Annotated in this window: 23 protein-coding genes; 8 read left to right on the top strand and 15 right to left on the bottom strand. The window is 57.2% G+C overall.

The features are described 5' to 3' along the window. The first annotated feature begins 11 nt into the window (after positions 1-11). The 4 genes from ACG98I_RS10560 to ACG98I_RS10545 are packed head-to-tail and all read left to right on the top strand — an operon-like array spanning position 12 to position 3,373. Positions 12-836 (top strand): DUF368 domain-containing protein, encoded by an 825-nt coding sequence (locus ACG98I_RS10560; protein WP_394720600.1) that lies wholly within the window; start codon positions 12-14, stop codon positions 834-836. Beyond that, positions 833-1,699: an ABC transporter substrate-binding protein gene (locus ACG98I_RS10555; RefSeq protein WP_394720599.1), complete on the top strand. Its 867-nt coding sequence runs from the start codon at positions 833-835 to the stop codon at positions 1,697-1,699. Before ACG98I_RS10560 ends, ACG98I_RS10555 begins: the two co-directional genes overlap by 4 nt. Beyond that, positions 1,696-2,613 carry an amino acid ABC transporter permease gene (locus ACG98I_RS10550; protein ID WP_394720598.1) on the top strand — a complete coding sequence of 306 codons (918 nt, stop codon included), beginning with the start codon at positions 1,696-1,698 and terminating at the stop codon, positions 2,611-2,613. Before ACG98I_RS10555 ends, ACG98I_RS10550 begins: the two co-directional genes overlap by 4 nt. After that, on the top strand, positions 2,606-3,373 hold the full coding sequence (locus tag ACG98I_RS10545) for an amino acid ABC transporter ATP-binding protein (protein WP_394720597.1): 768 nt from the start codon (positions 2,606-2,608) through the stop codon (positions 3,371-3,373). The genes ACG98I_RS10550 and ACG98I_RS10545 overlap by 8 nt, the downstream gene beginning before the upstream one ends. On the opposite strand, the gene ACG98I_RS10540 is transcribed toward ACG98I_RS10545, so the two are convergent. Genes ACG98I_RS10540 through ACG98I_RS10510 form a run of 7 tightly spaced genes read right to left on the bottom strand, consistent with a single transcriptional unit; the run spans position 3,365 to position 10,174 of the window. Further along, entirely contained in the window at positions 3,365-4,105 is a 741-nt protein-coding gene (locus tag ACG98I_RS10540; RefSeq protein ID WP_394720596.1) for a TSUP family transporter, read from the bottom strand. The two genes, ACG98I_RS10545 and ACG98I_RS10540, sit on opposite strands and share 9 nt — an antisense overlap. Next, on the bottom strand, positions 4,102-4,578 hold the full coding sequence (gene coaD / locus ACG98I_RS10535) for a pantetheine-phosphate adenylyltransferase (protein ID WP_394720595.1): 477 nt from the start codon (positions 4,576-4,578) through the stop codon (positions 4,102-4,104). The genes ACG98I_RS10540 and coaD overlap by 4 nt, the downstream gene beginning before the upstream one ends. Further along, the gene (gene rsmD, locus ACG98I_RS10530) at positions 4,571-5,140 is read right to left on the bottom strand and encodes a 16S rRNA (guanine(966)-N(2))-methyltransferase RsmD (RefSeq protein WP_394720594.1); all 570 of its coding nucleotides are present in this window, start codon (positions 5,138-5,140) and stop codon (positions 4,571-4,573) included. The genes coaD and rsmD overlap by 8 nt, the downstream gene beginning before the upstream one ends. A 26-nt stretch (positions 5,141-5,166) precedes the next feature. Further along, positions 5,167-7,251 (bottom strand): ATP-dependent DNA helicase RecG, encoded by a 2,085-nt coding sequence (locus ACG98I_RS10525; protein WP_394720593.1) that lies wholly within the window; start codon positions 7,249-7,251, stop codon positions 5,167-5,169. Positions 7,252-7,257: 6 nt separating this feature from the next. Continuing rightward, the gene (locus ACG98I_RS10520) at positions 7,258-8,574 is read right to left on the bottom strand and encodes a DAK2 domain-containing protein (RefSeq protein ID WP_394720592.1); all 1,317 of its coding nucleotides are present in this window, start codon (positions 8,572-8,574) and stop codon (positions 7,258-7,260) included. Between the two features lie 11 nt (positions 8,575-8,585). Beyond that, positions 8,586-9,200 (bottom strand): uracil-DNA glycosylase, encoded by a 615-nt coding sequence (locus ACG98I_RS10515; protein WP_394720591.1) that lies wholly within the window; start codon positions 9,198-9,200, stop codon positions 8,586-8,588. Further along, positions 9,200-10,174: a thiamine-phosphate kinase gene (locus ACG98I_RS10510; protein WP_394720590.1), complete on the bottom strand. Its 975-nt coding sequence runs from the start codon at positions 10,172-10,174 to the stop codon at positions 9,200-9,202. The genes ACG98I_RS10515 and ACG98I_RS10510 overlap by 1 nt, the downstream gene beginning before the upstream one ends. A gap of 29 nt (positions 10,175-10,203) precedes the next feature. Here ACG98I_RS10510 and ACG98I_RS10505 point away from each other — a divergent pair, with 29 nt between their 5' ends. Further along, positions 10,204-11,109: a DUF3515 domain-containing protein gene (locus ACG98I_RS10505; RefSeq protein WP_394720589.1), complete on the top strand. Its 906-nt coding sequence runs from the start codon at positions 10,204-10,206 to the stop codon at positions 11,107-11,109. On the opposite strand, the gene ACG98I_RS10500 is transcribed toward ACG98I_RS10505, so the two are convergent. After that, entirely contained in the window at positions 11,093-12,163 is a 1,071-nt protein-coding gene (locus ACG98I_RS10500; protein WP_394720588.1) for a D-alanine--D-alanine ligase family protein, read from the bottom strand. The genes ACG98I_RS10505 and ACG98I_RS10500 overlap by 17 nt on opposite strands. An 18-nt stretch (positions 12,164-12,181) precedes the next feature. After that, positions 12,182-13,183: an NAD(P)H-dependent glycerol-3-phosphate dehydrogenase gene (locus ACG98I_RS10495; RefSeq protein WP_394720587.1), complete on the bottom strand. Its 1,002-nt coding sequence runs from the start codon at positions 13,181-13,183 to the stop codon at positions 12,182-12,184. A 128-nt stretch (positions 13,184-13,311) separates the two neighbouring features. Between ACG98I_RS10495 and ACG98I_RS10490 the strand changes: the two genes are divergently transcribed. Next, positions 13,312-14,319, top strand: a complete 1,008-nt coding sequence (locus tag ACG98I_RS10490; RefSeq protein WP_394720586.1) for an NUDIX domain-containing protein — start codon at positions 13,312-13,314, stop codon at positions 14,317-14,319. Here ACG98I_RS10490 and ACG98I_RS10485 read toward each other — a convergent pair. The 3 genes from ACG98I_RS10485 to leuC form a co-directional block, all read right to left on the bottom strand. Next, positions 14,289-15,269, bottom strand: a complete 981-nt coding sequence (locus ACG98I_RS10485; RefSeq protein WP_394720585.1) for a tellurium resistance protein — start codon at positions 15,267-15,269, stop codon at positions 14,289-14,291. The two genes, ACG98I_RS10490 and ACG98I_RS10485, sit on opposite strands and share 31 nt — an antisense overlap. A gap of 126 nt (positions 15,270-15,395) precedes the next feature. Further along, positions 15,396-15,989 (bottom strand): 3-isopropylmalate dehydratase small subunit, encoded by a 594-nt coding sequence (gene leuD, locus ACG98I_RS10480; RefSeq protein WP_394720584.1) that lies wholly within the window; start codon positions 15,987-15,989, stop codon positions 15,396-15,398. Positions 15,990-16,019: 30 nt separating this feature from the next. Further along, complete coding sequence (gene leuC / locus ACG98I_RS10475) at positions 16,020-17,468, bottom strand: 3-isopropylmalate dehydratase large subunit (protein ID WP_394720583.1); 1,449 nt, start codon at positions 17,466-17,468, stop codon at positions 16,020-16,022. A 52-nt stretch (positions 17,469-17,520) separates the two neighbouring features. Between leuC and ACG98I_RS10470 the strand changes: the two genes are divergently transcribed. Continuing rightward, the gene (locus ACG98I_RS10470) at positions 17,521-18,204 is read left to right on the top strand and encodes an IclR family transcriptional regulator (protein WP_394720582.1); all 684 of its coding nucleotides are present in this window, start codon (positions 17,521-17,523) and stop codon (positions 18,202-18,204) included. Between the two features lie 182 nt (positions 18,205-18,386). Here ACG98I_RS10470 and ACG98I_RS10465 read toward each other — a convergent pair whose 3' ends face one another. The 3 genes from ACG98I_RS10465 to ACG98I_RS10455 all read right to left on the bottom strand — a co-directional run bounded on the left by ACG98I_RS10465 (position 18,387) and on the right by ACG98I_RS10455 (position 22,072). Continuing rightward, entirely contained in the window at positions 18,387-19,598 is a 1,212-nt protein-coding gene (locus tag ACG98I_RS10465; RefSeq protein WP_394720581.1) for an alpha/beta fold hydrolase, read from the bottom strand. A gap of 113 nt (positions 19,599-19,711) precedes the next feature. Then, the gene (locus tag ACG98I_RS10460; RefSeq protein WP_394720580.1) at positions 19,712-21,130 is read right to left on the bottom strand and encodes a GntP family permease; all 1,419 of its coding nucleotides are present in this window, start codon (positions 21,128-21,130) and stop codon (positions 19,712-19,714) included. 348 nt (positions 21,131-21,478) lie between these two features. Continuing rightward, a complete protein-coding gene (locus ACG98I_RS10455) occupies positions 21,479-22,072 on the bottom strand; it encodes an HD domain-containing protein (RefSeq protein ID WP_394720579.1) in 594 nt (197 codons plus the stop codon). A 284-nt stretch (positions 22,073-22,356) separates the two neighbouring features. Between ACG98I_RS10455 and ACG98I_RS10450 the strand changes: the two genes are divergently transcribed. Next, the gene (locus ACG98I_RS10450) at positions 22,357-23,001 is read left to right on the top strand and encodes a hypothetical protein (RefSeq protein ID WP_394720578.1); all 645 of its coding nucleotides are present in this window, start codon (positions 22,357-22,359) and stop codon (positions 22,999-23,001) included. Positions 23,002-23,136: the final 135 nt, after the last annotated feature.

The raw sequence follows: 23,136 nt of genomic DNA, 5'->3' as shown, positions 1-23,136 counted from the left end.
TCAAAAATTTTATGCAGCATATTCTCAACCTGATTCGCGGTGGCCTCATTGGCTCCGCCGAATTGGTGCCCGGAATCTCCGGCGGCACCGTCGCGCTCATCGTGGGTATCTACGAACGCGCTTTGCACAACGCTAATAAGCTAGTTAAAGGCAAAATCAAGGAAGTTGATTGGGTCTTTATCGCCACCGTCGCTGTGGGCATGGTGGCCGCGGTCTTCGGACTCTCCACCATTCTTTCGAGCTTTGTGGCCAATAATTTCTCCATCTCCCATGCGCTATTTTTCGGCATGGTCTTGGTATCCATCTCGGTTCCCATTTCGATGATCTCCAAAGCAGAGCGCACCAAGCCGCTCTGCTGGATCTCAGGAGCAATTGGCGCGGTGGCGATTTTCATTCTCACCGGTTTGACCTCTAATGCAGTCGAGGACCCCAACTTGGTAGTGGTGTTCTTCGCCGCAGCCGTTGCCGTGTGCGCGCTGATTTTGCCGGGCATGTCTGGCTCTCTCATCTTGCTCATGTTGGGACTCTACCAACCCATTATCCAGGCAGTCTCCGACCGTGATCTCGCCGTCATCGCCGTCTTCATCGTCGGCGCCATCTGCGGTCTGGTTGCATTCGTGCGCATTCTTAACTACCTGCTCGATGTCCACCGCGGAGTCACGCTGGCTGTGATGACCGGTTTCATGGTCGGTTCTTTGCGCGCCCTCTGGCCATGGGGTGAAGGCCAAGACGCATCCACCGCACCGATTATCGGCATGATTGTGCTGGGAGCCGCAATTGTGGCGGCATTTATTTATGCAGACCGTCGTATCGCAAAGCAAAAGCAGACAGCATGAGGTACAAGGTCTTAGCTGCTCTGGCATCGGTAAGCGTGCTTTCTGGCTGCGTCACCAATACCGAACCAGCCCTGCCCGAAGGCTGGGAAGAAATCACGCTTGAACGCGTCGATTCCATCGCCGCTATGGTCGATGATGAAGACGGCGTGCTCACCGTTGGCACCAACCCGCCCTTCGCGCCTTTTGAGTTCAAAGATGACGGCGGCAATATCGTCGGCTTCGAGATGGACCTCGCGCGTGCGATGGCATCTGTCATGGGCTTGGAGTTTCAACCCGTTGAGCAAGACTTCGCCATGATTTTGCCGTCCATCGACGGCGGCCAACTCGACGTCGGGGTGTCCGGATTCACCGATACACCCGAGCGCCGCGCGCAATATGACTTTGTAAACTATCTCTACGCCGGCATCCAGTGGGCACAACCCACCGACTCTGAGCACGACGTGGATCCAAATAACGCCTGCGGCCTGACCGTCGCCGTGCAGCGCACCACTGTCTCAGAGACCGATGACGTTCGGCCCAAGCGCGATGAGTGCGATGGTGACTTGGAAATCTTAAGCTATGACACCTCCGATAACGCCGCTATCGCAGCGCTCGCCGGCCGCGCCGACGCGCTGTCTGCTGACTCACCGGTGACCGCCTATGCGGTCAACCGCTCCGACGGCAAACTAGAGCTAGTCGGCGACATCTTCGACGCCGCGCCTTATGGCATGGCTGTTCCGAAGGACTCCGATTACGGCCCCGCTATGGCAGCCGCCCTCCAACACTTGATTGATAACGGCGATTATGCCCGAATCCTTGCCCAATGGGGCATCGAAGAAGGCTTGATTGACACCGCAATGATTAATGAAAGGCCAATTCAATGAGCACCCCTGAAAGGATTGAGGCAAAGCCACTGCGCCACCCTTGGCGCTGGACTTTCGCAGTCATCGTCCTTCTGCTAGCTGTCGCTTTCGTCATCTCGGCAGCACGCAATGAAGCTTTTGGCTGGGAGACCTACTTCGCATACGTGCTTGATACGCGCATCGCTATCGCAGCGCTGCACACCCTGGCGATTACCCTGCTCGCGATGATCATCGGTGTCGTCGGCGGCGCCATCCTGGCCGTGCTGCGCATGTCCCCCAACCCGGTTCTGCAGGCCATCTCCTGGGTCTTCCTCTGGGTCTTCCGTGGCACCCCAATCTATGTCCAGCTGGTCTTCTGGGGTCTACTCGGCGCGATTTACCAATCCATCAACCTGGGCTTTGCCGAGATTTCGCTCGAAGGCGTGCTCTCCTCTGCCTTCTTGCTTGCCGTTCTTGGCCTGGGCCTGAATGAGGCCGCATATATGGCCGAAATCGTGCGCTCCGGCATCTCTTCGGTGCCCGAGGGCCAGAAGGAAGCGTCCAAGGCTTTGGGTATGGGCTGGTGGATGACCATGCGTCGCACCATCATGCCGCAAGCGATGCGCATTATTATCCCACCGACCGGCAATGAGTTCATTTCGCTGCTGAAAACTTCTTCCCTGGTCGTCGCCATTCCTTATACCCATGAGATTTTCGGACGCGCCACCGATATTTCCGCAGCGCTCTTCCAGCCAATTCCACTCCTGCTGGTCGCAGCCACTTGGTATCTGGCCATTACGTCCATCTTCATGGTCGGCCAGCACTACCTAGAGAAGTACTACGAGAAGGGCGCCACGCGCGAGCTGACCGGCCGCCAGCTTGCAGCGCTTGCCGATGCCGAAGGCACCATTCCTAAAAACGTTTCCGTTATCCCGGAGGTAGACCGCAATGAATAAACCTATGGTTGAGGCCATCGACGTCTACAAGTCTTTTGGCCAGCTCGAGGTACTCAAAGGTATTAACCTCACCGTTGAACCGGGAGAGGTCATGTGTCTCATTGGTCCTTCTGGCTCCGGTAAGTCCACTTTTCTGCGCTGCGTGAATCACCTGGAGAAGATCACCGCCGGCAGGCTCTATGTCGATGGTGATTTCGTGGGCTATCGCGAAAAGAACGGCACGTTGTATGAGATCTCTGAAAAGGATGCGTCTTTGCAGCGCCAGAACATCGGCATGGTGTTCCAGTCTTTCAACCTCTTTAGCCACCGCACGGTGATGGAAAATATCATCGAGGCCCCGATTCACGTCAAGGGTGTCAAGCCTGAGGAGGCCAAGACGAAGGCCATGCACCTGCTGGAGCAGGTTGGCTTGGCGCATAAGGCAAATGCTTACCCAGTGCAGCTTTCCGGTGGCCAGCAGCAGCGCATTGCTATCGCGCGCGCGGTCGCGATGGAGCCGAAGCTGATGCTTTTCGATGAACCCACCTCCGCCCTCGACCCCGAGCTCGTTGGTGAGGTGCTGCGCGTGATGAAAGACCTCGCTAAAGGTGGCATGACCATGATCGTGGTAACCCATGAGATGGGCTTTGCGCGCGAGGTCGCCGATAAGGTTGTCTTCATGGCCGATGGCGCCGTGGTGGAGATGGGTGCTCCTGAGCAGGTGCTGGATAATCCACAGCAGCCAAGGACCAAGGAGTTTTTATCTTCACTTCTAAAGTGATGTGATACCGCGAATAACCGCGCCCAGTGCTCCAGCGGCGGCCACGATGAGTGAGAACTTACGTGCCGCCGCTTGTTCGATCTTTCCGGCGAAAATGCTCCCGAGCGTGATTCCGACGAGCATGCCGGCTAGGCCTGCGACCCACACCATCCAGCTGATGTCCCCGAGCACGGCGGTGCCGAGGGCGATTTTGATGATGAAGGAGAGCCCGCCGGAGACCATAAAGAGCGGCTGTAGCGTGGCCGCAAGAGTGGCCTGGGGAGTGTTGCGAGCGGTGAAATAAACCGTGAAGACGGGCCCGGCGATGCCTGCGAGGGTATTACTAAATCCGCCGAGCACGCCCGCCGTCAACGCTGGGGCTTTGCCGGATACGGGTGGCACAACGTGTTTGCCGAAGGTCACCACTGCCAGAGCTATCAAAAGCAAGCAGCCGACGAGGATGAGCAGCGGTGCGGTATCCATTGCCGCAATAAGAAGTGCGGCCGGAATAGAGCCGATGATGAGTACCGAGGAGATAATCCAGAATTGGCTCCAGTCTACGTTGCGTCGCACGGTCACCGCGGTGGCACCCGCGTTGATGCAAGCGAGGATATTGAGCACCATGATGCCCTCCACCGGGCCAATCACGATGGAGATAATCGGTCCCGCGATAAGTCCCACGCCCATGCCGGAAACTCGCTGCAGGCACGAACCCACAGCGATGGCGAGAAATACCGCGGCAACCGCCATCATTGCTGGTATTTCTCCAGCACTGCGCGCCCGACGGGTTCAGGGAAGAATCCGGAGATATCTCCGCCATACTTCGCTACCTCTTTGCAGAGGGAGGAGGAAATGTAGCCGTATTTTTCATCGGTAAGCAGCATAACTGTGTCGATGCCTGACAGGCGCTTATTCATCTGCGCCATCGGCAGCTCATACTCATAATCGAGCGAAGAGCGCAGGCCTTTGACGATGGCATCGATATTATTATCGCTCGTATAATCCACCAGCAGGCCTGACCAGAAATCGACGCGGATATTCGGGCGATCAATGACCTCGCGGATAAGCTCCACGCGCTCGTGGACGCTAAAAAGCCCACCTTGCTTGTTCGGGTTGCCGGTCACCAAGACCGTTATCTCATCAAAAATCTCGGCAGCACGGTGGAAGATATCCAAATGTCCCAGGGTCATGGGGTCGAAAGAGCCAGGGCACACTGCGCTAGTCATCGCTATTCCTTTCAAAGATGGCCATATCCATGCGCGCGATTCCATAGGTGCGCTTCTTCAGCTTCTGGCCCGTCGGGGTGAATTCTTCCGGCCACTGCGGCTCGGGGCTATCAACGTGGCGTTCAATAACTACTATCGCAGAATCCGCCAGTGCTGGGGTGAGCTTGGCAATAAGCGCGTCAACGTCATTGAAATCATAAGGCGGGTCAGCCAGCACCATGTCGAAGTATTCGCGCGGTGCGCGGTCTAGGTAAGTGCCAGCCTGCATCTGGTGAATATGCACCTTGGGGTGGCCCACCACCTGAGCATTGTGCTCGATATTTTTAATGGCCTCAGGGCTATCATCCACGAGGTGGACTTCCTCAGCGCCGCGACTGGCGGCCTCTAGGCCGAGAGCGCCGGATCCGGCGAAGAGATCGAGGACGCGGGATTGTTCAAAACCCCAGCGCACCGCGAGCGATGAAAAGAGCCCTTCGCGGGCGCGATCTGAGGTGGGACGGGTGCCTTCACTGGGCACGTTAATGCTTCGTCCGCGTGCCTGGCCGGCGATGATTCTAGTCATGTCTTCTACCCTATCGCAGCCGGCACCTAAGATTTATCTAAGTATTCCCTCTCACGCGCACGAATATCCGCAGTCATATTAAACGCAGCTTCGGGGTCCGCATCCACCAGCTCATATGCGTCTTCATAGGCGTTTTCAATAACCAGCAAATCCTTGGAATAATCCAGCAGCTGCAGCGTACGTGAGCGCCCGGATTGGCGGTTACCCAGGACGTCTCCTTCGCGGCGGTGCTCAAGGTCAATTTCGGTGAGCTCAAAGCCCGAAGACGTCGCCGCGATGCGCTCTAGACGCTCATAAGTCTCTGAACGTAAATCCGCGGTGGTGTGGAAAAGACACAGCGAAGCATTGCCGCCACGGCCCACTCGCCCACGGAGCTGGTGCAGCTGGCTCACACCGAAATTCTCCGACTCACGAATCAGAATCACCGTCGCATTGGGCACGTCCACACCGACTTCGATAACTGTGGTGGAGACCAACACATCCACTTCCCCGCGCGCGAAGGCTGCCATGCGTTCATCTTTATCATCCATACGCCCATGCAGGACCATGATGTTGAGGCCGGCGAGCTCTTCATCGGCAAGCTCGGCAGCCAGCTCCAGCACGCCGCCTTCGCCCTCGATGCGTGGGCACACGATATAAGCCTGGTGGCCTTTTTCCACTTCCTCGCGAATGCGCTCCCACGCGCGCTGCACCCACTTCGGCTTGAGCTCCGGCACGACGGAAGATTGGATAGGCTTGCGCCCGCCGGGCAGCTCGTGCAAAGACGAGGACGCCAAATCACCAAAGGCGGTCATAGCGATGGTGCGCGGAATCGGCGTTGCCGTCATCACCAACACGTGCGGGAAGGTGCCTTCAGGCGCTTTCATGCGCAGGGCATCACGTTGCTCCACACCAAAGCGGTGCTGCTCATCCACCACAACGAGGCCGAGGGAATAGAACTCCACGGTCTCTTGGATGATCGCATGCGTGCCCACCACGATATCCGCCTGCCCAGAGACGATATCCAACAGTGCCTGGCGTTTTTCAGCCGTTTTCATGGAGCCAGAGAGCACCGTGAGGCGAATATCCTCGGGCAGCTGCGCGCGGATAGAGCGTGCATGCTGGTGCGCGAGCACCTCAGTGGGCGCAAGCAGCGCCGCTTGGTGCCCGGCATCGACGGCGGAAAGCATCGCAGCCACGGCAACAAGCGTCTTGCCGGAGCCGACCTCGCCTTGGAGCAAGCGCATCATGGGCTCAGGCTTGGTGATATCGGCATCGATGTCCCGCAACACATTCTGCTGGCCTTGGGTGAGCTGAAAAGGCAGCGCCGCAATCATCTCGGCGCGGTAGCCATCGGGCGCCGGTGGCATGGGAAATGCCCGCCACTGGCGCACATCACGCCGGCGCAGCGCCATGACTAGACCGATGCCTAGGGCCTCGTTATATTTCAGGCGGTCTATCGCGCGCTGCGGGCCTTCCGGGCCTGGTTCATGAATTTCGCGGATGGCGCGGTCAAAGGTGAAGTCTCCGAAATTCAGCGGATCTTTGACCGGCGGCATGGTTTTGAGCACGTGGTGAATCGCGGCCATGATGGTCCACGATTTCAAGGTGGAGGTTGCTGGATAGACCGGGAACCACACGCGGGTGCGCAAGAGCTCCTCGACATCCACAAATTGCGAAATCGCCTTGAGCGTGCCCGTCCATTTGCTGGCTGTGGAGGGCCCATTAAGAATGAGAAACTCCGGATGCTGTAACTGTGGCTTCTGACCAAAGTATTTGAGCTTGCCCGAAAAGAGCACGCGGGAGCCATAATCCAGCACGCGGTTTTGCCACGTGCCATTGAAAAAGACGGCGGTGTATTTGCCATCGACAACCACGTTGAGGATCTCGCCGCGGTTGGTATGCCGTGTGCGCTTCTCGGTTACCGTGCCGACAATGGTCACGATGGAGCCTTCTTGCGCGCCGCCATCTTCCACGGAGCGAAAAGCATTGCCCTGCTGGACATAATCACGCGGATAGTGATTGAGCAGCAGCTGCCCGCAGGTGGTGTAGCCGAAGCTCTTGGTCAACGCCTTGGCCACCTTGCCCGGCAGCACCTCCGTTAACGGCCTCTCATCGCTCCACCCCAACATGGCTTATTATTCTACCCCGATTTCGGTGCGCATCCCGGGCACCGTCACGGCAATCACCTCAACCCCCAGCTGACGCGAGAGTTGCTCCGTATCAATCGTGAGTGAGGTCAAAATGGTGACCTGTTCCCCGCCCGAGGCCAAGAGGTCATTGCAGCAGGCGATAATCGCGCCGATGGATTCATCGCTGGGTGTGTCCACGCGCATGGCCGATGCCGCCTCTTCCATCGCCGCGGCCGCCTCGGGCCCGGGTGCGTAGACAGATAGCGCGGCCATCGCTGCAACATGGGAGGAGGCTTCAACGACTTGCGCGCCGTTGGTGGCAATGTTGCGCGGGCTGCCGATGAAAATATCCGCCGGCTCCAGCTCAGTTCCCGGAGTATAGATCGTGGCGCCGATGGAGCTAAACAGCTTGGCCATTTCCTTCTCGCGCACGGCCACGTATACCCCCGGCTGTGTGGTCTCAGGCGCCGGGGCCTTGGAGGGAAGAACCTCGAGACGCAGGTTGGAGATGGCGCCGAGACCAAAAGCGGTCTCAATGACGCGGCCGGCTTCGGTGGTGTGGATGTGCACATTCGCAGCAGTTTCAGTGGCACGCGCGATGACGAGGCTATCGCCGAACGGATTCAGGGCAGCTTCAAGCTTGCCAATGTCACCTTCATAGAAAAACACCACTTCCAACTCGAAGACGGCTTCGGGAATCGCGACGGCCTCGCGCGGTGCGGTCTCCTCGACTTCCGCGAGTAAACATTCAAGCAGGATGAGCAGGCCGGCGCCGCCAGCATCCACGACACCAGCTTCGCGCAAGACAGGAAGCTGCGAGGGTGTATTCGCCAGGGCCTGGCGCGCGGCATCACACGTTGCGTTAAGCACGGAAGCTAGGGTGACCTCGGCAGCTGTCACTGCCTCCTGTGCGGCTAGTGCCGCAGCCCGCAGCACGGAGACCACCGTGCCTTCGACGGGCTCCGCAATCGCGCGGTCTACCAGCTCGACAGCGAGGTTGAGCGCGTTGGCGAAAGTGTGCGCATCAATGAGGGAATCGGCAGAAGAGTCCGCGACTGCGCGCAGGACCTGGGAAAGCACCATGCCGGAATTGCCGCGGGCGCCGCGCACAGAACCAATAGCGAGGGCTTCTGCGACATCACCGCCCTTGTCGGCTTCGGCGAGTGCGGCTTCCATAGTGTGCGCCATATTCGAGCCGGTATCGGCATCAGGGACGGGAAAGACATTGAGCTCATTGAGCTCGGTGCGGCGCAAAGATAACTCCGCTACCGAGCGCTTCGCCCAGTTATGGAGAGCGGCGGCATCAATGTGATCGGTTGACATGGTTGATTAGTCTACAATCGCCAATCAATGGGATGCGACCCGGCCTGAACCAATGCCTCATTTGCGCGCGAGAAAGGCCTAGAGCCGAAAAATCCGCGGCGCGCCGACAGCGGCGAGGGATGCGGGGAGGCGATGATGTGTGCATCGGGAATGAAACGCTCCACCGATTGGGCGTCTTTGCCCCACAAGATGGCTACAAGCTGCGGCGAGTTAAGCGCGCGGATGGCCGCTTCTGTCACCGCTTCCCAGCCTTTGCGGCGATGAGAGCCAGCATTGCCGGCGGATACCGTCAGCACTCGGTTGAGCAACATGACGCCTTGGTTGAACCAGGGTAAAAGGTTGCCATCGACAGGCGCTGGAAGGCCAAGGTCGGCTTCGAGCTCTTTAAAGATATTGACCAAAGAGCGCGGCGGCTTGATGCCGGGCTGGGTGGAAAAGGATAACCCCATGGCGTGACCGGGCGTGGGATAAGGGTCCTGGCCGACAATGAGCACGCGGACATCAGCTGGCGCGATATCAAAGGCGCGCAGAATATCCGAGCGCGCGGGCAAGGTGTCCTCGGCATACACAGCCGGGTCCACCGCCTCAAGCGCAGGGCCAAGAATCGGTTGCCAATCAGGGTGCATTAAAAAGACTCCCATCCGCTGGTATAGGCTGCTGGCTTGCCGTCCACGGTGACCAGCGCATCACCGTTGCGGCGGGTGACTTCACCAATGGTGCGAAAACCAGATGGCGGGTCCTTGAGCGTAGTGGCCAGCAGCGTGTGGTCTTCCCCGCCGGCGAGTACCCAATCCCACGGATCATGATCCAGCAGCTCGCCCGCGCGCACCAGCAGGTCATCGGGCACAATCGCGTCGCTAAAGACATTAATGTGGACAGAAGAACGCCGCGCGATGGTGTTCAGATCATGCACGAGACCATCAGAATTATCAGTCATCGCCGTAGCACCCGTGGCGCGCGCAATCATGCCACGACCAGGATTGATCTCCGGTGCGCAGTGAAAATCCACCAGGGGCTGCAGGGAGGCATCGGGAAGCGAATGCCCAAAGCGCTCCAGAAGCGCCCAGCCGGCCGCTGACCAACCAATGCGCCCGTGCGCCACAACTTTCTGCCCCGCGCGCGCTGAGTTCAGCGTTAAAGGCTGACGGTCCCCGCCCAAAGCGCCAATGGCGGTGACTGAAATAGTAATCTGCTGCGACTTGGTGACATCACCGCCGACCAGCTCGGTGTTATAAGCACCCGTGCGCGCGGCAACGCCCTGGGCAATCTCACGCACCACGGACACCGGCGTATCTACAGGCGCCCCGAGCGCCATGAGCGCACCAATGGGACGCGCACCCATCGCCTCAATATCCGCATAGTTCTGCGTGATTGCCTTCATCCCCACCTGGAAAGGCGTGGACCAGTCCAAGCGAAAGTGGCGGCCTTCGACCAACATGTCCGTGGTGGCAACGGTCCGCGAGTTGGGCGGCATCGGTAAGAGCACCGCCGCGTCATCGCCATTGACCGAGCTAGGCGCAGCCGCAATGATTTCTTCAATCACGCCGTGCTCGCCGACATCACCTACCGTGGCGTCCTCGCGAGAGTCAGTTATTTTCACTCAATTACCTTTCAGTAACATGTGGATCTATGAATACCCAATTTAATCGCACGGCAATTATTGTCTCACTTGGGATCGCTATTGCCCTCGTTGTCGGGGTGCTTTTTGGCACGAAGTACTACTTTGACAACGTGGCCCGCCAGCCGGTGTCGGTGGGTGCCGTGGATTCACCAGACGCATCCAGCCCCGAATGCGCCGAGTTGATTGATAATGTGCCGGATACGTTAATGGGTGAGAAGCGCTCAGAGATTGCTGAGCCCGCACCAGATGGTGTTGCGGCCTGGGCGGAGATTTCTTCCATGGCCACGGTCCTGCGCTGCGGTGTGAATATGCCTTTGCAGTACACCAAGTATTCCCAGCCAGTTGAGGTGGATGGCACCAATTGGTTGGAGGTGCGCGATATGACCGAGGGTTCGACGTTGACCACGTGGTATGCGCTTGATTATTCGCCCGCGGTGGCAATTACCACCCATGGCGATGAGCGTCCGGAAGGCTTGGGCGAGGCTTTCGCAGTGCTTGCCGATGACCCCCAGGAGCCACAGCCTGCTCCCCTTTCGCAGCTAAATTCAGCAGATAATGCCGAGGTATGCGCGCCGCTGGGCGATGCCCTGCCGGATATCGTGGGCGAAGAATATGAACGCTTTGAGGTGGAAGAAGAGCATACTGCCGCCTGGGGTGCACCGGGCCGTGAACCGATTGTGATTCGTTGTGGTGTTGAGCCACCGGCAGGCTATGAGCCGGGTGAGCAGCTACAGCAGATCAATGACATCCCGTGGTTCCAGGACACCACGCTGGGTAGTGGCACCACCGCGGGCACCTGGTATGCGCTGGGACGTGAGACTGACATTGCGCTGAGCACGCCACAGGATGTTGCCAACACCGCCCTGGTGGAGTTGGGCGATGTCATTGCGGCTAATACTAACGAGCAGCCTTAGCCACTGCGGTCGCGATGAGAGTATCCAGCAATTCTGGGTACTCCACGCCGGAGGCCAAGAAGACCTGCGGGTACATGGAAATTGGGGTAAAGCCCGGCAGCGTATTGATCTCATTGATCATCGGGCCTTCGGCGGTGACGAAGAAGTCCACGCGCGAGAGCCCCTCGCAGTTGAGCGCCTTGAAGGTCTCAATGGCCAGATCCTGAATAGCCGAGGTGGTTGCTTCATCGAAAGGCGCAGGGATGGTCGCGGTGACGGTGTTGTCTAGGTACTTGGTATCAAAACCGTAGAAGCCTTCGCCGGAGTCCTCAGTGCCATTGAGCTGTGCTGGAACGGATGCTACCACGGCACCATCAGGGTATTCGAGCACGCCGACTTCGACCTCAGCGCCAACGAGCTCGACTTCGACGATCACCTTGTCATCGAATTTTGCCGCTTCCTTGATGGCGGCCTCCAGCTCTTCCCAGGCGCTGACTTTGGACACGCCGATGGAGGAACCGCCGCGGGCGGGTTTCACGAAGACCGGCAGGCCGAGCACTTCCTTCTCAGCTTCGGTGAGCTCGGTGCGACCGCGCAGAATGACATCGCGGGTCACGGGCAGGCCTTCAGCAGCCATGAGCTTGCGCATGAATTCTTTATCCATGCTCACAGCAGATGCCATCACGCCAGGGCCAACATAAGGGATACCGGCCATCTCGAATACGCCCTGGATGGTGCCGTCCTCGCCGTTGACGCCGTGCAGCGCGGGGAATGCGACATCGATTTCCGCATGCAGCGTGCCGCGGGTGACATTGTGGACTTCACCGGCGCCTTCTGGATTCAGGGAGACGGTGAGCTCATCGGCAAGCTCAACCTCAGGCATCTGGCCGTCGGTGATTTCTAGACCTTCAGTGACACCGATGGTCCAGATGCCCTCGCGGGTAATGCCGATGGGCACAATCTCATAGCGGCTGGGATCCAAGTGGCTCATAATTGCACCTGCGGTTACGCAAGAGACAGAGTGTTCAGTACTTTTGCCACCATAGATGACAGCTACGCGCGTTTTGGAAGTCATGGAAAATCAGTTTAGCTTCTAGACTTCTGACTTCTTGCTGCGACCCATCAGTGCCACCACCATGTCCGATGCCTGGACATCCTTGTGGCACACACCGAATACGGCTTGGGTCAACGGCATATCCACGCCATTTTCCAGCGCCAGGCGGTAGACGGATGCTGAGGAAAAGACGCCCTCAGCGACCTGGCCTTGGGTGGCGGCCGTGGCTTCTTCTAGGCTGCCGCCTTTACCCAGGCGCACACCGAAGGTGCGGTTACGGGAGAGATCGGAGGTACACGTGGCCACCAAGTCACCCAAGCCAGCAAGCCCGGCAAAGGTGCGCGGGTCTGCGCCGAGCGCCTCACCCAAGCGCGTGATTTCCGCCAGGCCGCGAGTAATCAGCGTGGACATCGTATTTGTTCCCATACCCATGCCGGCGGCTGCACCACAGGCGAGCGCGATGACATTCTTACAAGCACCACCGATTTCGCAACCAATGACATCAGTATTGGTATAGGGGCGCAGATAAGACGTCGACACCGCCTGCTGGATGGCAATCGCCCGTGATTCATCAGGGCAAGCAATCACCGTGGCAGCGGCTTGTTGCTCAGCAATCTCGCGCGCCAGGTTTGGTCCAGAAAGTACCGCGATGCGATCAGGCGAGGCACCGGTGCATTCTGCGATTACCTCGCTCATGCGCTTGAGGGTTTCGGTCTCGATGCCTTTGGAAATGGAGACCAGGGTGGCATCGGCAGGCAAATGCTTCTCCCAGCGCGCCAGGTTATCGCGCATAGTCTGCGAAGGCACAGCGAAGACCACGATATCTGCATCCGCCATCGCATAAGCCTCATCCGTGGTGGGTTCCAGCGTCGTCGGGAGCTCAATATCTGGCAGGTAATCCACGTTGCGGCGCTGGGTGGCTATAGCCTCAGCCAACTTTGGCCGACGCACCCAGAGGCGAACGCTACTTCCGGCATCAGCGAAGACCTTCGCCAATGTCGTGCCCCATGAGCCCGCGCCCATCACTGCAACTTGTGCCACAAGAAAACCTTTCTCAAACATTTAAAATCGATCACCATCATAAAACATTCCGATGACTTACCCGGTCACATTGCGGGCAAGGGTCTAGGATATGTGTGACACGTCCACCCCCAAAGGAGCACACCCCCATGGCGAATAAACCCAAGGTAAAAGACATGCACGAGACTGATAAGGACATCAGTTCAGAGACTTTTATCTCCGGACGCCTCCAGCATGTGCCCGTGGACCCCAATGCAGAATTTCGCCGCACCACCCTGGCTGCCGGCGCAATTCTATGGCGCGGTGACCCGGAAAATCCTGAGGTGGCTCTCATTCACCGCCCACATTATGATGACTGGTCTTTGCCAAAAGGCAAGGTCGACCCGGGCGAATCTTTGCCTGCGACCGTCGCCCGCGAGTTGGAAGAAGAAACCGGCTGCCTAGTCAAACTGGGCAAACTGGTGGGCAAGGTCACCTACCCGGTTCAGGGGCGCACCAAGGTGGTCTATTACTGGCTCGCGCAGGTGCTCAGCGGGGATTTCACCCAAAACGATGAGGTGGATGAACTGCAGTGGATGCCCATTGCCGAAGCACGTGAGCGCGTGACATATAAGCTCGATGAGCAAGTGCTGGATAAGGCGCTCAAGCGTTTGCAGTTAACCCCTACTACCCTGCTGTTATATGTGCGCCATGCTCGCGCGCATGACCGTAAGTCCTGGGTGGGCGATGATGATTTGCGTCCTTTGGATAAGAAGGGCCGCCGTCAGGCAGAGATGCTGATTTCGGAGCTTGCCCCTTATCACCCCACCGCCATTTACTCGGCATATCCGGACCGCTGCCAGCAAACCGCTGCACCTTTGGCCGATGAACTAAATCTCCCCGTCCACATTGATTCGCTATTGGGCGATGATGCGTGGTTGGAGCAGCCTTCCAAGGCGCGTTTGGCGATTGATTCCATCATCTCCCGCGGTGGCACCCCCGTGGTGGTCTCGCAGGGGCTGACCATTCCTTCTTTCATTGAGGCGCAAGCACCGAAGTTCTGGGATTGTGAATCCGAAGAGGTTAAGGCCAAGAAGGCCTCCGTATGGGTGTTGAGCTTTAAAGATGGTGAGCTCATTGGCGCTGATTACTTAGCGTCCCCACTGCCAGTGCGATAAGAGCTCACAAGCCAGGTGCTAAACCGGGCTACGCACAATAGCCAATTGACAATCGCCAGTGCTAAGAAGGCTTGGCTGATGCGGTCAAAGATCGGCATCTGGGCATTGAGTGCCACAAAGTGCGTGCCCAGGGACATGGTGCCCACGGGGAAGGTGGATCCCCACCACGCGGGGCTATAGGCAGACCACGCCTTGACCGTACGAAATTCCTGGTAGAGCGCAAACGCACTTGCCATCACACCAAGGCTTAGCATCACTGCGGCATAGGTCAGCGCAAACTTCGTGGGGAATAATAACTGCGCTGATGCGGTGGATTGCCCAATCACGCCAACGGGAATCCACGTGGTGGTGCCCAAAGCAACCGGAATAGATGCGTGCCCGCGAATGAGCGCCAAATACACATAGGCAAAGACCGGTACTCCGATAAGCCACACCAAGATGAAGCCGATGCGACCCAAAGTAATAAACCCGAGCTGTCCGGCTGCGGTAGCTGCCACCATGGGAACCACCAAAGCGAGACCCCATTGGAAACTGGGCGAGCCAGGGAATTTGCGCCATTGATTGAGCGCGATGATAAACCCGCCGAGCCCGCCGGTGAGATACCCAATGAGCTGATAGATGCTCTCCCCGGTCATCGCGGTCCAAGCGCCGCCGAGCGAAATCACGCCCATGGCGAACATGCCCCACGGCGCCATGTGCTCTGGTTTAAAAGGTGGCGTGCGATGCCTTGCCAGACCAATGAGCGTCACGGCCAAAATACCGGTGGCAATAATCAAGAAGAATCCGCTAGCCCACAGCAGGTATGTTCTCCACATACCTGCTGGCGCATCAGGCATACCCGCCACACCATCAGCATGATTATGCAGCAGCGTGGCGATAATCGAGGTGCCCATCAGCGAGCCCGTCCACGCGGGCCCCGCCGGTGGGATCATCGATGAAGTCTGTGCCATTTATCTCATGCTACTCCGCAGCTCAATTAAACAATTCCCCAACCACCAGCACAGAACCAAAAAATGCAGGCTTACCTATAGATAAACCTGCATTCATGAAATCCAGCTGGCTAATAATCAGCGAGTTTAAGAATCAGCCGGCACAGAAGGCTTGAAAGCTGGGCGCTGGGATTCAAAAGACTCAATCACTTCTTCATCGCGCAAGGTCAGCCCGATGTCATCGAGGCCTTCCATCAGGCGCCAGCGGGTGTAGTCATCAATGTCGAAGGAGTACACGTTGCCGCCAACGGTGACGGTGCGTGCTTCCAGATCCACGGTGACTTCCACATCACCGGATTCGAGCTGCTTCCAGATAAGCTCAATATCTTCCTGATTCATCAGGCCGGTCAGCATACCGGCTTTGCCGGAGTTGCCGCGGAAAATATCTGCGAAACGGGAGGAAAATACGGCCTTGAAACCATAATCGCCCAGTGCCCAGACTGCGTGCTCACGGGAGGAACCGGTGCCGAAGTCCGCGCCAGCAAAGAGAACGGTGCCCTTGTTGAATGGCTCCTGGTTGAGAACAAAGTTCTCATCCTTGCGCCAGTTGGAGAAGAGGCCATCTTCAAAGCCGGAGCGCTTCACGGACTTCAAATAGACCGCTGGGATGATCTGGTCAGTATCTACATTGGAATAACGCAGTGGAACGCCAATGCCGGTGTGCGTGGTGAACTTTTCCATGACTGTTAAATCCTTTCTTTCTCTCTCGACTTAAGACGCCAGCGCGTCGGAATCAACTGGGTCCAAATCAGCTGGTGAGGACAGATGGCCAGTCACAGCGGTCGCTGCAGCAACCAGTGGGGAGACCAAGTGGGTACGTCCACCAGGCCCCTGGCGGCCTTCAAAGTTGCGGTTGGACGTAGACGCAGAACGCTCCCCTGGCTTCAGCTGGTCTGGGTTCATGCCCAGGCACATGGAGCAGCCCGCGGTACGCCATTCAGCACCGAAGGTGGTGAAAATCTTATCCAGGCCTTCTTCTTCAGCCTGCTTCTTCACTACCTCAGACGATGGCACCACAATCATGCGGGTATTTTCTGCCTTGGTGCGGCCCTGGACAACTTCAGCTGCTGCACGCAGGTCCTCAATACGAGCATTGGTGCAAGAGCCCAAGAAGACGGTGTCAATAGCGATCTCACGCAGTGGCGTACCTGGGGTCAGGTCCATGTACTGCAAAGCCTTAGAGATAGCCGACTTCTCATTATCATCGCCAGCTGCTTCTGGATCCGGGACAACGTCGCCCAAAGGCAGACCCTGGCCTGGGTTGGTGCCCCAGGTAACGAATGGGGTCAAGGAATCAGCATCGATTTCTACGACAGTGTCGAATTCTGCGCCCTCATCAGTTGGCAGAGTCTTCCAGTATTCAACGGCCTTGTCCCAATCCTCACCCTTCGGTGCGAATTCGCGGCCTTCAACATAATCAAAGGTGGTCTGATCAGGTGCGACCATGCCGGCACGCGCGCCGGCCTCGATGGACATGTTGCAGATGGTCATGCGTGCTTCCATGGACATCTTGCGGATGGCTTCACCACGATATTCGATGATGTGGCCCTGACCGCCGCCGGTACCAATCTTGGCAATAATCGCCAGAATCAGATCCTTCGCAGACACGCCTTCTGCCAATGTGCCCTTGACCTCAATGGCCATGGTCTTAAAAGGCTTCAAAGACAAAGTCTGTGTAGCCATCACGTGTTCTACCTCGGAGGTACCAATACCCATCGCGATAGAACCAAAGGCACCGTGGGTTGAGGTATGCGAGTCACCACAGACGATGGTCATACCTGGCTGGGTAATACCCAGCTGTGGTCCCACGGTGTGGACAATGCCCTGTTGCTCATCACCCATGGAGTGCAGACGCACGCCGAATTCTTCACAGTTATCGCGCAGCGTTGACACCTGGGTACGGGAGGTCTTATCCACAATTTCCAGCAGGTTACCGGTCTTAATGCCCAGGGTTGGGACATTGTGGTCTTCGGTGGCCAGATGCAGCTCGGGGTGGCGCATCTTGCGACCTGCTAAGCGCAGTCCATCAAAGGCTTGGGGGCTGGTAACCTCATGCAGGAGCTGGAAGTCGATGTAAATCAGGTCGGGGGCACCATTTTCACCGGCAGTGACTACGTGGTCACGCCATACTTTCTCAGCCAAGGTCAGCTTTTTAGACATTTCAATCACTCCACACTTGAAATCTCACTAATTGGGACGTATGTTTCAGTATATGGGAGATTATAGCGCAGTGTCAGGCATAAAGGTACTCGATCGCGCCGTTGCGATTATGATGGCCGCCGCCAATAAACCATCCACGCTCAATGATTTGTGTGAAACTACCGGTTTGCCTCGCGCCACCGCGCACCGTTTGGCCACCGCATTGGAAGCCCACCGCTTGGTGGCCCGCACGGCTGAGGGCAAGTGGACCATTGGCCCCGCCTTCCCCGGCAACCGCGATGACCTGCTCACCAGCGCCAAGCCCATCATGAAACAACTGATGGAAGATACCGGTGAGTCCATTCAGCTTTACCAGTGGACCGATAATGCCCGCACCTGCGTGGCTGCCCAGGAACCTGCTCAGGGGCTCCACAATGTGGTCCCCGTGGGCAGCCAACTACCGTTGACCTCTGGCTCCGCTGCGCGCATCATCGCCGCATTCGCCGATATCACCGTACCGAATGCCACCTTCACCACTGAGGACATCAGCCACGCGAAGAACGCCGGCTACTCCGAGTCGGTCGAAGAACGCGAAGCCGGCCTCGCCTCTGTCTCTGCCCCCGTCACCGACTCCAATGGCCAGCTCGTCGCCGTGCTTTCCATCTCTGGCTCCGTCGACCGCTTCAAACCATCCCCCGCCGAAAAGTTCGGCACCCAACTCCTCGACGCCGCCGCCCAACTCAGCGCCGGACTCTAATCCTAAGCCCCACAAAACCCGAGTCCAGTAAGAACTTCACTCTCAACACAAACACTGCCTCGCCCCCACCATTAAAGGGAGCGAGGCAGCTGTCATTCTCAGCAAAGCTCGATTGAGCAAAGCGGATTCAAAAACGTTTCAGCAACGCATCACAGCATCAGCTCCAACTACTCTCCCAGTCCTTAGGAGGACTTGGCCTTAACCCTCACGATGGTCGAGAGAATCTTGCCGATTTTGCCGGAAGCTCCCTTCCGCGGACGCCCAGCGAAGTAATCTGCTTTCTCCGCAAGGCCCTCATCACCAAAGTCCAAGAGGCTCAACAGCACCTCAATCAACACCAGTTGGTGCGTATCCAACATGCTGTGCCCGGTCTCGGCAATCGGCACCAGCGTTCCCCTTGGGACTCCTTGCACAATCTTTTCCGCTACCGGCCGTGGCGTGCGCAGATCCCGGTCTCCGGATATCACCACCGTCGGCCAGTCATAGCCGTCCAATGCCGCTTCCAAGTCAGTAGTTTCACCCGCAAACTCCGGCGCATCACCGGCATTCTTGACCATGAATAGCTGCGGATCCAATGGTCCCCCATCCGCTGGCAAACCATAGCCTAGCTGCGCGAAAGAGATTCCCCGCACCAGTTTCGGCTCCATGAAATAGGCCATGCCCTCACCATCCATTTCACCAGAGCCCATCTTGTTAATGCGCTTCCACAACCAGCCCAGGCGCCCCGCCTGGCGTTCTTTCAGCAGAGTGGTGAGTGTTTCCAAGCCAGCGAATTCATAAACCACCTGCACCACGTGTGCAAGCTCCGTCGGCTCCTCTTTCTCCGCCAGCTGGCGAATCACCGCGGCCACCTCAGCCGTGGGCTCAGACTCCCCATCCCACAGGAGTGAGCGCCGATATTCACGCACCATCACCAAATCAGCCTCAACGGATAGCATCGGTGAATCCAGCACCAATGCCTTCACTTGGCCCGGGTGGCGTACAGCAAATACTTGGGCCAGGTAGGAACCATAGGACGTCCCCGCCACCACGACTTGGTCCAAACCATACTCATCAATCACAGCGGCAATATCATCCGCCGCCGCTTCGACCGTTACGTCAGCCAATTGCAAGAGCTCGCCAGAAGTATCCGCACGCGATAGCCCCACCCCGCGGTGCTCGACCATGATGACATCGAGCCCCTGTTTAGCAGCTAACTTCCGAAAGCCCTGATAAGGCAACGCCGATGCTAGACCCGGCCCACCCGGAATCACCACCACGGGTGTTCGCTTCTTGCGCCCGGTGCGGATATAAGCCACATCAAACTCACGGCCATCGGCTAAAGGTCGCCGGACCACCCCGCCGTCCTTCTGCAGAATTTTCCGTGCGCCTTTTTCTAACCGGGTATCAGACATGACCCAATCCTACCGAGGGAACTAAATGTATGTTCCTGGAGGAAAACATAAAGCGGTCACCAGGCACGCCCCAAAGGAGCACACCCAATGACCGCTTGAAGGCCACGTAAAAATTAAGCAGGCATAATCAAAGCCAGAATAATCACGATTGGCAGGGACACAACCGAGGAAATAGTGGTAGCCACGGTCATAGTCTTCAATGCACCCTTGGTGGTCAGCCCCAGCAGGGACTTAAACATCCAGAAGAAGTTACTGTTGACCTGCAACGCAAAAAGCGCACCTGAGGCAATAGCCAAGCCCATCGCAATCGGGTTCACCGCCACTACGCCCAGGACCGGCGCGATGATGCCCGCCGCCGCAATAGCTGCAACAGATACCGAGCCAATAGCCAAGTGCAGCACGGCTGCCACGAACCACGCTAGGACGATAATGGCAACGGTTGGCATGTTCTCATTCGCAGTGAACATGGATTCCAAGACCGCATCCAGACCTGATACACCAATGACAGCGCCCAAGGAGCCACCGACACCGGTAATCAGCAGGATTTCACCAGTGGTGCTGAAGCCGGAGCCCATCGCTTCACTGGTGGAGTCTTGGCCATTAACTGCACGGGAGATGACGTATGCGCCCAGCAAACCAATAAAGAGTGCAATATTGGCATCACCGAAGAATTCAATAACCGGGTTGGCAAAGTTGAAAAGACCCGCAAATGCGCCAAAACCAATGAGCAAAAGCGGCACCAAAATCGGCAGGAAAAGTACCAGCAGCGGCATCCTATCTGCCTTAGAAGAACCAGCATCCGATTCAATAGCTCCACCAGATGCAGGCCCAGCGGGATCTACTGGTTCGCCTCCAGTTCCAGACGTACCGCCCGAAACAGAATCAGTATCTATTTGGTCTTCACCAGTGCCAACCTTCGCGAGGGCAGTCTCATTGGCAAATTCCTCATCGGTTTCTGGCTTCCAGTACTTGGTGCGCAGCACCATCTGCATGATGAACGTGGTCACGACCGCAGTAAGTGGTCCCAAGACCAAGCCGAAGAGCAACCAATTTCCCAATGGAATACCCATCAGACCAGTAATGGAGATTGCCGCCAAACCTGGAACGACAAATACATAACCGGAGAAAATACCCGTACCAATGGCGGATGCCATCAGCGGCAGACCACGCTTGCCCAATGATGGTGCGGCAGCGCGTGCGACTGGGGCGGCAAGAACGACCTGTACATCGACATAAATCGACGGCATGATCATGGATAGCAGCAGCGCCAACGAGTATGGCAACCGGTGGGCACCGACTTTATGCACCAGAATCCGGACCAGCCTGGTAAACGCGCCGGTTGATTGCATCAGCGCGCCAATCAAGACGCCGAAGCCAATGAGCAGACCAACTTCAATCATGATCTCGCCGAAGCCCACGGTGATGGCTTCAACGGTTCCACCCAGGCCGACGCCGGTGGCAATACCCAGATAGAGGGAACCCAAAACCAGGCTGATGACGGGGTCGACTTTGAACCGAATGATAAGGAGCACGACCACAACGATCGCGATAAGAGTATGAGCGGCGACCAAGGTTGCCTCCCTTTCTAAATCTTGGAGATGCCATTCAAGGAGGACTTCCCAAAATGCAATTTTTGTTCCAAGAAAGAAATTTTATCCATCATGTGAACTGGCACATAAAGTCCCAACCCCGTGAAAGCCAGCCCATTACCACATCAGCCAACCTGATTTCACTCTTAATCCATTAAGAAGACCATTTCAACACCAAAGAGTTCCGTTCATGAACAAAGTGAATTTAATTCTTTTCCCCACCCCCGGAAAGTACGCTTCCCGAACACCGCACCCCGTACCCGGTTCCAACATCAAACCGAACGCCAAACGCTATCCCCCGATGGCCGCGTCCAACCGCTTCAGCAAGGCCCGATATTCAACCAACACCGGAAGGAAGTCTTCCCCATGTGCATCAACACCTAAATCCTGCAAGCGTGTCACCAACGCTTCATAGACCGCGTGGTACCACCAGTTCTGCGCTTGCTTGCCTGAGTTGAAGCGGTCCCACAGTTGCTCTCCCACCAGCTCATAATCAGCGAGAATGGAGCTCAAATTATGCACCTTGTCGCACGCGGCAATGATCACCACCGCCCGCGGTGCACCCTGCAGGCGTGCCAAGTAGTCATCTGCCCGTTCTTGCCAGGCAGGCAAAGACTTATCCTTTGTCAGCGCCTGGACAATCTCCGTCACGTTTGACCCAAAGTCCCGAGTCATGTCCGTTGCAGAATAGCGCTGCGGAACATCTTCTAAGACATCGTGCAATAGAGCCGCAATCTGCGTATCCTCCTCCACGCCGGGCTGTTGGCTAACCAAATGCATTACCCCATAAACGTGCGATACGTAGGGAATGTCGGTCCCTTTCCGCAGCTGGCCATCATGTGCCCATGCGGCAACATTGATGGCGCGCAATAGTCTTTGGCTCATAACAATTTAGAATACGTACTCCCTAATTCCCCTGAAGAGAGTTAGACTTGGGCGCCAACGAAAGCCGTCGGCAATTCAACCCGTCATTGCAGGATTTATGCTCGCCCGAGCACTACAGGCAAGCACCTGAAGTTAATACTCCGGGAAGTGCCTGCGATGGCACAGGTAAGGGACGTCGAATTCAAGTGACCTTTACCCGGCGAGATCTTCGCGACGACCCGCAAACTACACACCAGAAGAGACATCCAACAAGCTGATTTTCAGCTTTAAGGAAGGACCTCATCATGAAACGCTCGTTTACAATCTTTGCTGCCACCACAGCACTCACGCTGGGCGCATGCGGTGCGCCTGCCGATGACCAAGCCGCTGCAACCACCACCGTGACCCAAGAAATCACCGAAGATTCCACCGAAGAGCAGCAGGCAGACAATACCGAAGCCCAGGACACCTCCGCCGATACCCCGGCCGACACTGAGGGCGCCGATACTGGATCCACCCCTCCGGACCAGGGCACTCCACCACCAAACGAGGGCGAAACCCCACAGGAACCTGAGATCCCCCAAGGTCCTGAGGAAACCCGTGAAGAGTTCCAGCAAATCATGGCCGATGAAATGCGTGCCAATGGCAATATCGGCGATACCTTCACTATTGATGGCCAGGCGACCGAATTATGTGTCCATGGTGATGGCTATGGCCTCAACATCGTTTCTGCCGGGCCAAACACTTCGTGCGAATTTGCCCGCAATGTTATGAATGCAGCCACTGCTGGGCTTAACCCAACCGGCGAGAATGTCCGCGGCGTGTTGCCAGGCACTGTCCGTGCAGGCAGCCCAGTAACCAATGAGGCCTATGACATGACGTGTAACTACGATGAACGCAACCTGATCACTTGTGAGGGCGGCAATAACGCCACCGTCTACATGTACTAAGCATCAGGCACAACAACCGACTCATGCCCGCAAAGATTCTCACGGGGAATCTTTGCAGGCATCTTTGTGGAAATGCCGCCACGCCGTTACCGAAAAGAAGCCTGACTGCCAGCTGCCTGTCATATCCTTAAGAGT

Origin of the sequence: Corynebacterium sp. L4757, from assembly GCF_043673995.1 — a bacterium.
In the GTDB taxonomy this organism is placed as follows: Bacteria; Actinomycetota; Actinomycetes; order Mycobacteriales; family Mycobacteriaceae; genus Corynebacterium.
This window is presented reverse-complemented; position numbering and strand designations above follow the sequence as displayed.

What these genes read in the sequence shown, in the direction of transcription:
- ACG98I_RS10560 (WP_394720600.1), top strand. Translation starts at nt 12, where the DNA reads ATGCAGCATATTCTCAACCTGATTCGCGGTGGCCTCATTGGCTCCGCC.
- ACG98I_RS10555 (WP_394720599.1), top strand. Translation starts at nt 833, where the DNA reads ATGAGGTACAAGGTCTTAGCTGCTCTGGCATCGGTAAGCGTGCTTTCT.
- ACG98I_RS10550 (WP_394720598.1), top strand. Translation starts at nt 1,696, where the DNA reads ATGAGCACCCCTGAAAGGATTGAGGCAAAGCCACTGCGCCACCCTTGG.
- ACG98I_RS10545 (WP_394720597.1), top strand. Translation starts at nt 2,606, where the DNA reads ATGAATAAACCTATGGTTGAGGCCATCGACGTCTACAAGTCTTTTGGC.
- ACG98I_RS10540 (WP_394720596.1), bottom strand. Translation starts at nt 4,105, where the DNA reads ATGATGGCGGTTGCCGCGGTATTTCTCGCCATCGCTGTGGGTTCGTGC.
- coaD (WP_394720595.1), bottom strand. Translation starts at nt 4,578, where the DNA reads ATGACTAGCGCAGTGTGCCCTGGCTCTTTCGACCCCATGACCCTGGGA.
- rsmD (WP_394720594.1), bottom strand. Translation starts at nt 5,140, where the DNA reads ATGACTAGAATCATCGCCGGCCAGGCACGCGGACGAAGCATTAACGTG.
- ACG98I_RS10525 (WP_394720593.1), bottom strand. Translation starts at nt 7,251, where the DNA reads ATGTTGGGGTGGAGCGATGAGAGGCCGTTAACGGAGGTGCTGCCGGGC.
- ACG98I_RS10520 (WP_394720592.1), bottom strand. Translation starts at nt 8,574, where the DNA reads ATGTCAACCGATCACATTGATGCCGCCGCTCTCCATAACTGGGCGAAG.
- ACG98I_RS10515 (WP_394720591.1), bottom strand. Translation starts at nt 9,200, where the DNA reads ATGCACCCTGATTGGCAACCGATTCTTGGCCCTGCGCTTGAGGCGGTG.
- ACG98I_RS10505 (WP_394720589.1), top strand. Translation starts at nt 10,204, where the DNA reads ATGAATACCCAATTTAATCGCACGGCAATTATTGTCTCACTTGGGATC.
- ACG98I_RS10500 (WP_394720588.1), bottom strand. Translation starts at nt 12,163, where the DNA reads ATGACTTCCAAAACGCGCGTAGCTGTCATCTATGGTGGCAAAAGTACT.
- ACG98I_RS10490 (WP_394720586.1), top strand. Translation starts at nt 13,312, where the DNA reads ATGGCGAATAAACCCAAGGTAAAAGACATGCACGAGACTGATAAGGAC.
- ACG98I_RS10485 (WP_394720585.1), bottom strand. Translation starts at nt 15,269, where the DNA reads ATGGCACAGACTTCATCGATGATCCCACCGGCGGGGCCCGCGTGGACG.
- leuD (WP_394720584.1), bottom strand. Translation starts at nt 15,989, where the DNA reads ATGGAAAAGTTCACCACGCACACCGGCATTGGCGTTCCACTGCGTTAT.
- leuC (WP_394720583.1), bottom strand. Translation starts at nt 17,468, where the DNA reads ATGTCTAAAAAGCTGACCTTGGCTGAGAAAGTATGGCGTGACCACGTA.
- ACG98I_RS10470 (WP_394720582.1), top strand. Translation starts at nt 17,521, where the DNA reads ATGGGAGATTATAGCGCAGTGTCAGGCATAAAGGTACTCGATCGCGCC.
- ACG98I_RS10465 (WP_394720581.1), bottom strand. Translation starts at nt 19,598, where the DNA reads ATGTCTGATACCCGGTTAGAAAAAGGCGCACGGAAAATTCTGCAGAAG.
- ACG98I_RS10455 (WP_394720579.1), bottom strand. Translation starts at nt 22,072, where the DNA reads ATGAGCCAAAGACTATTGCGCGCCATCAATGTTGCCGCATGGGCACAT.
- ACG98I_RS10450 (WP_394720578.1), top strand. Translation starts at nt 22,357, where the DNA reads ATGAAACGCTCGTTTACAATCTTTGCTGCCACCACAGCACTCACGCTG.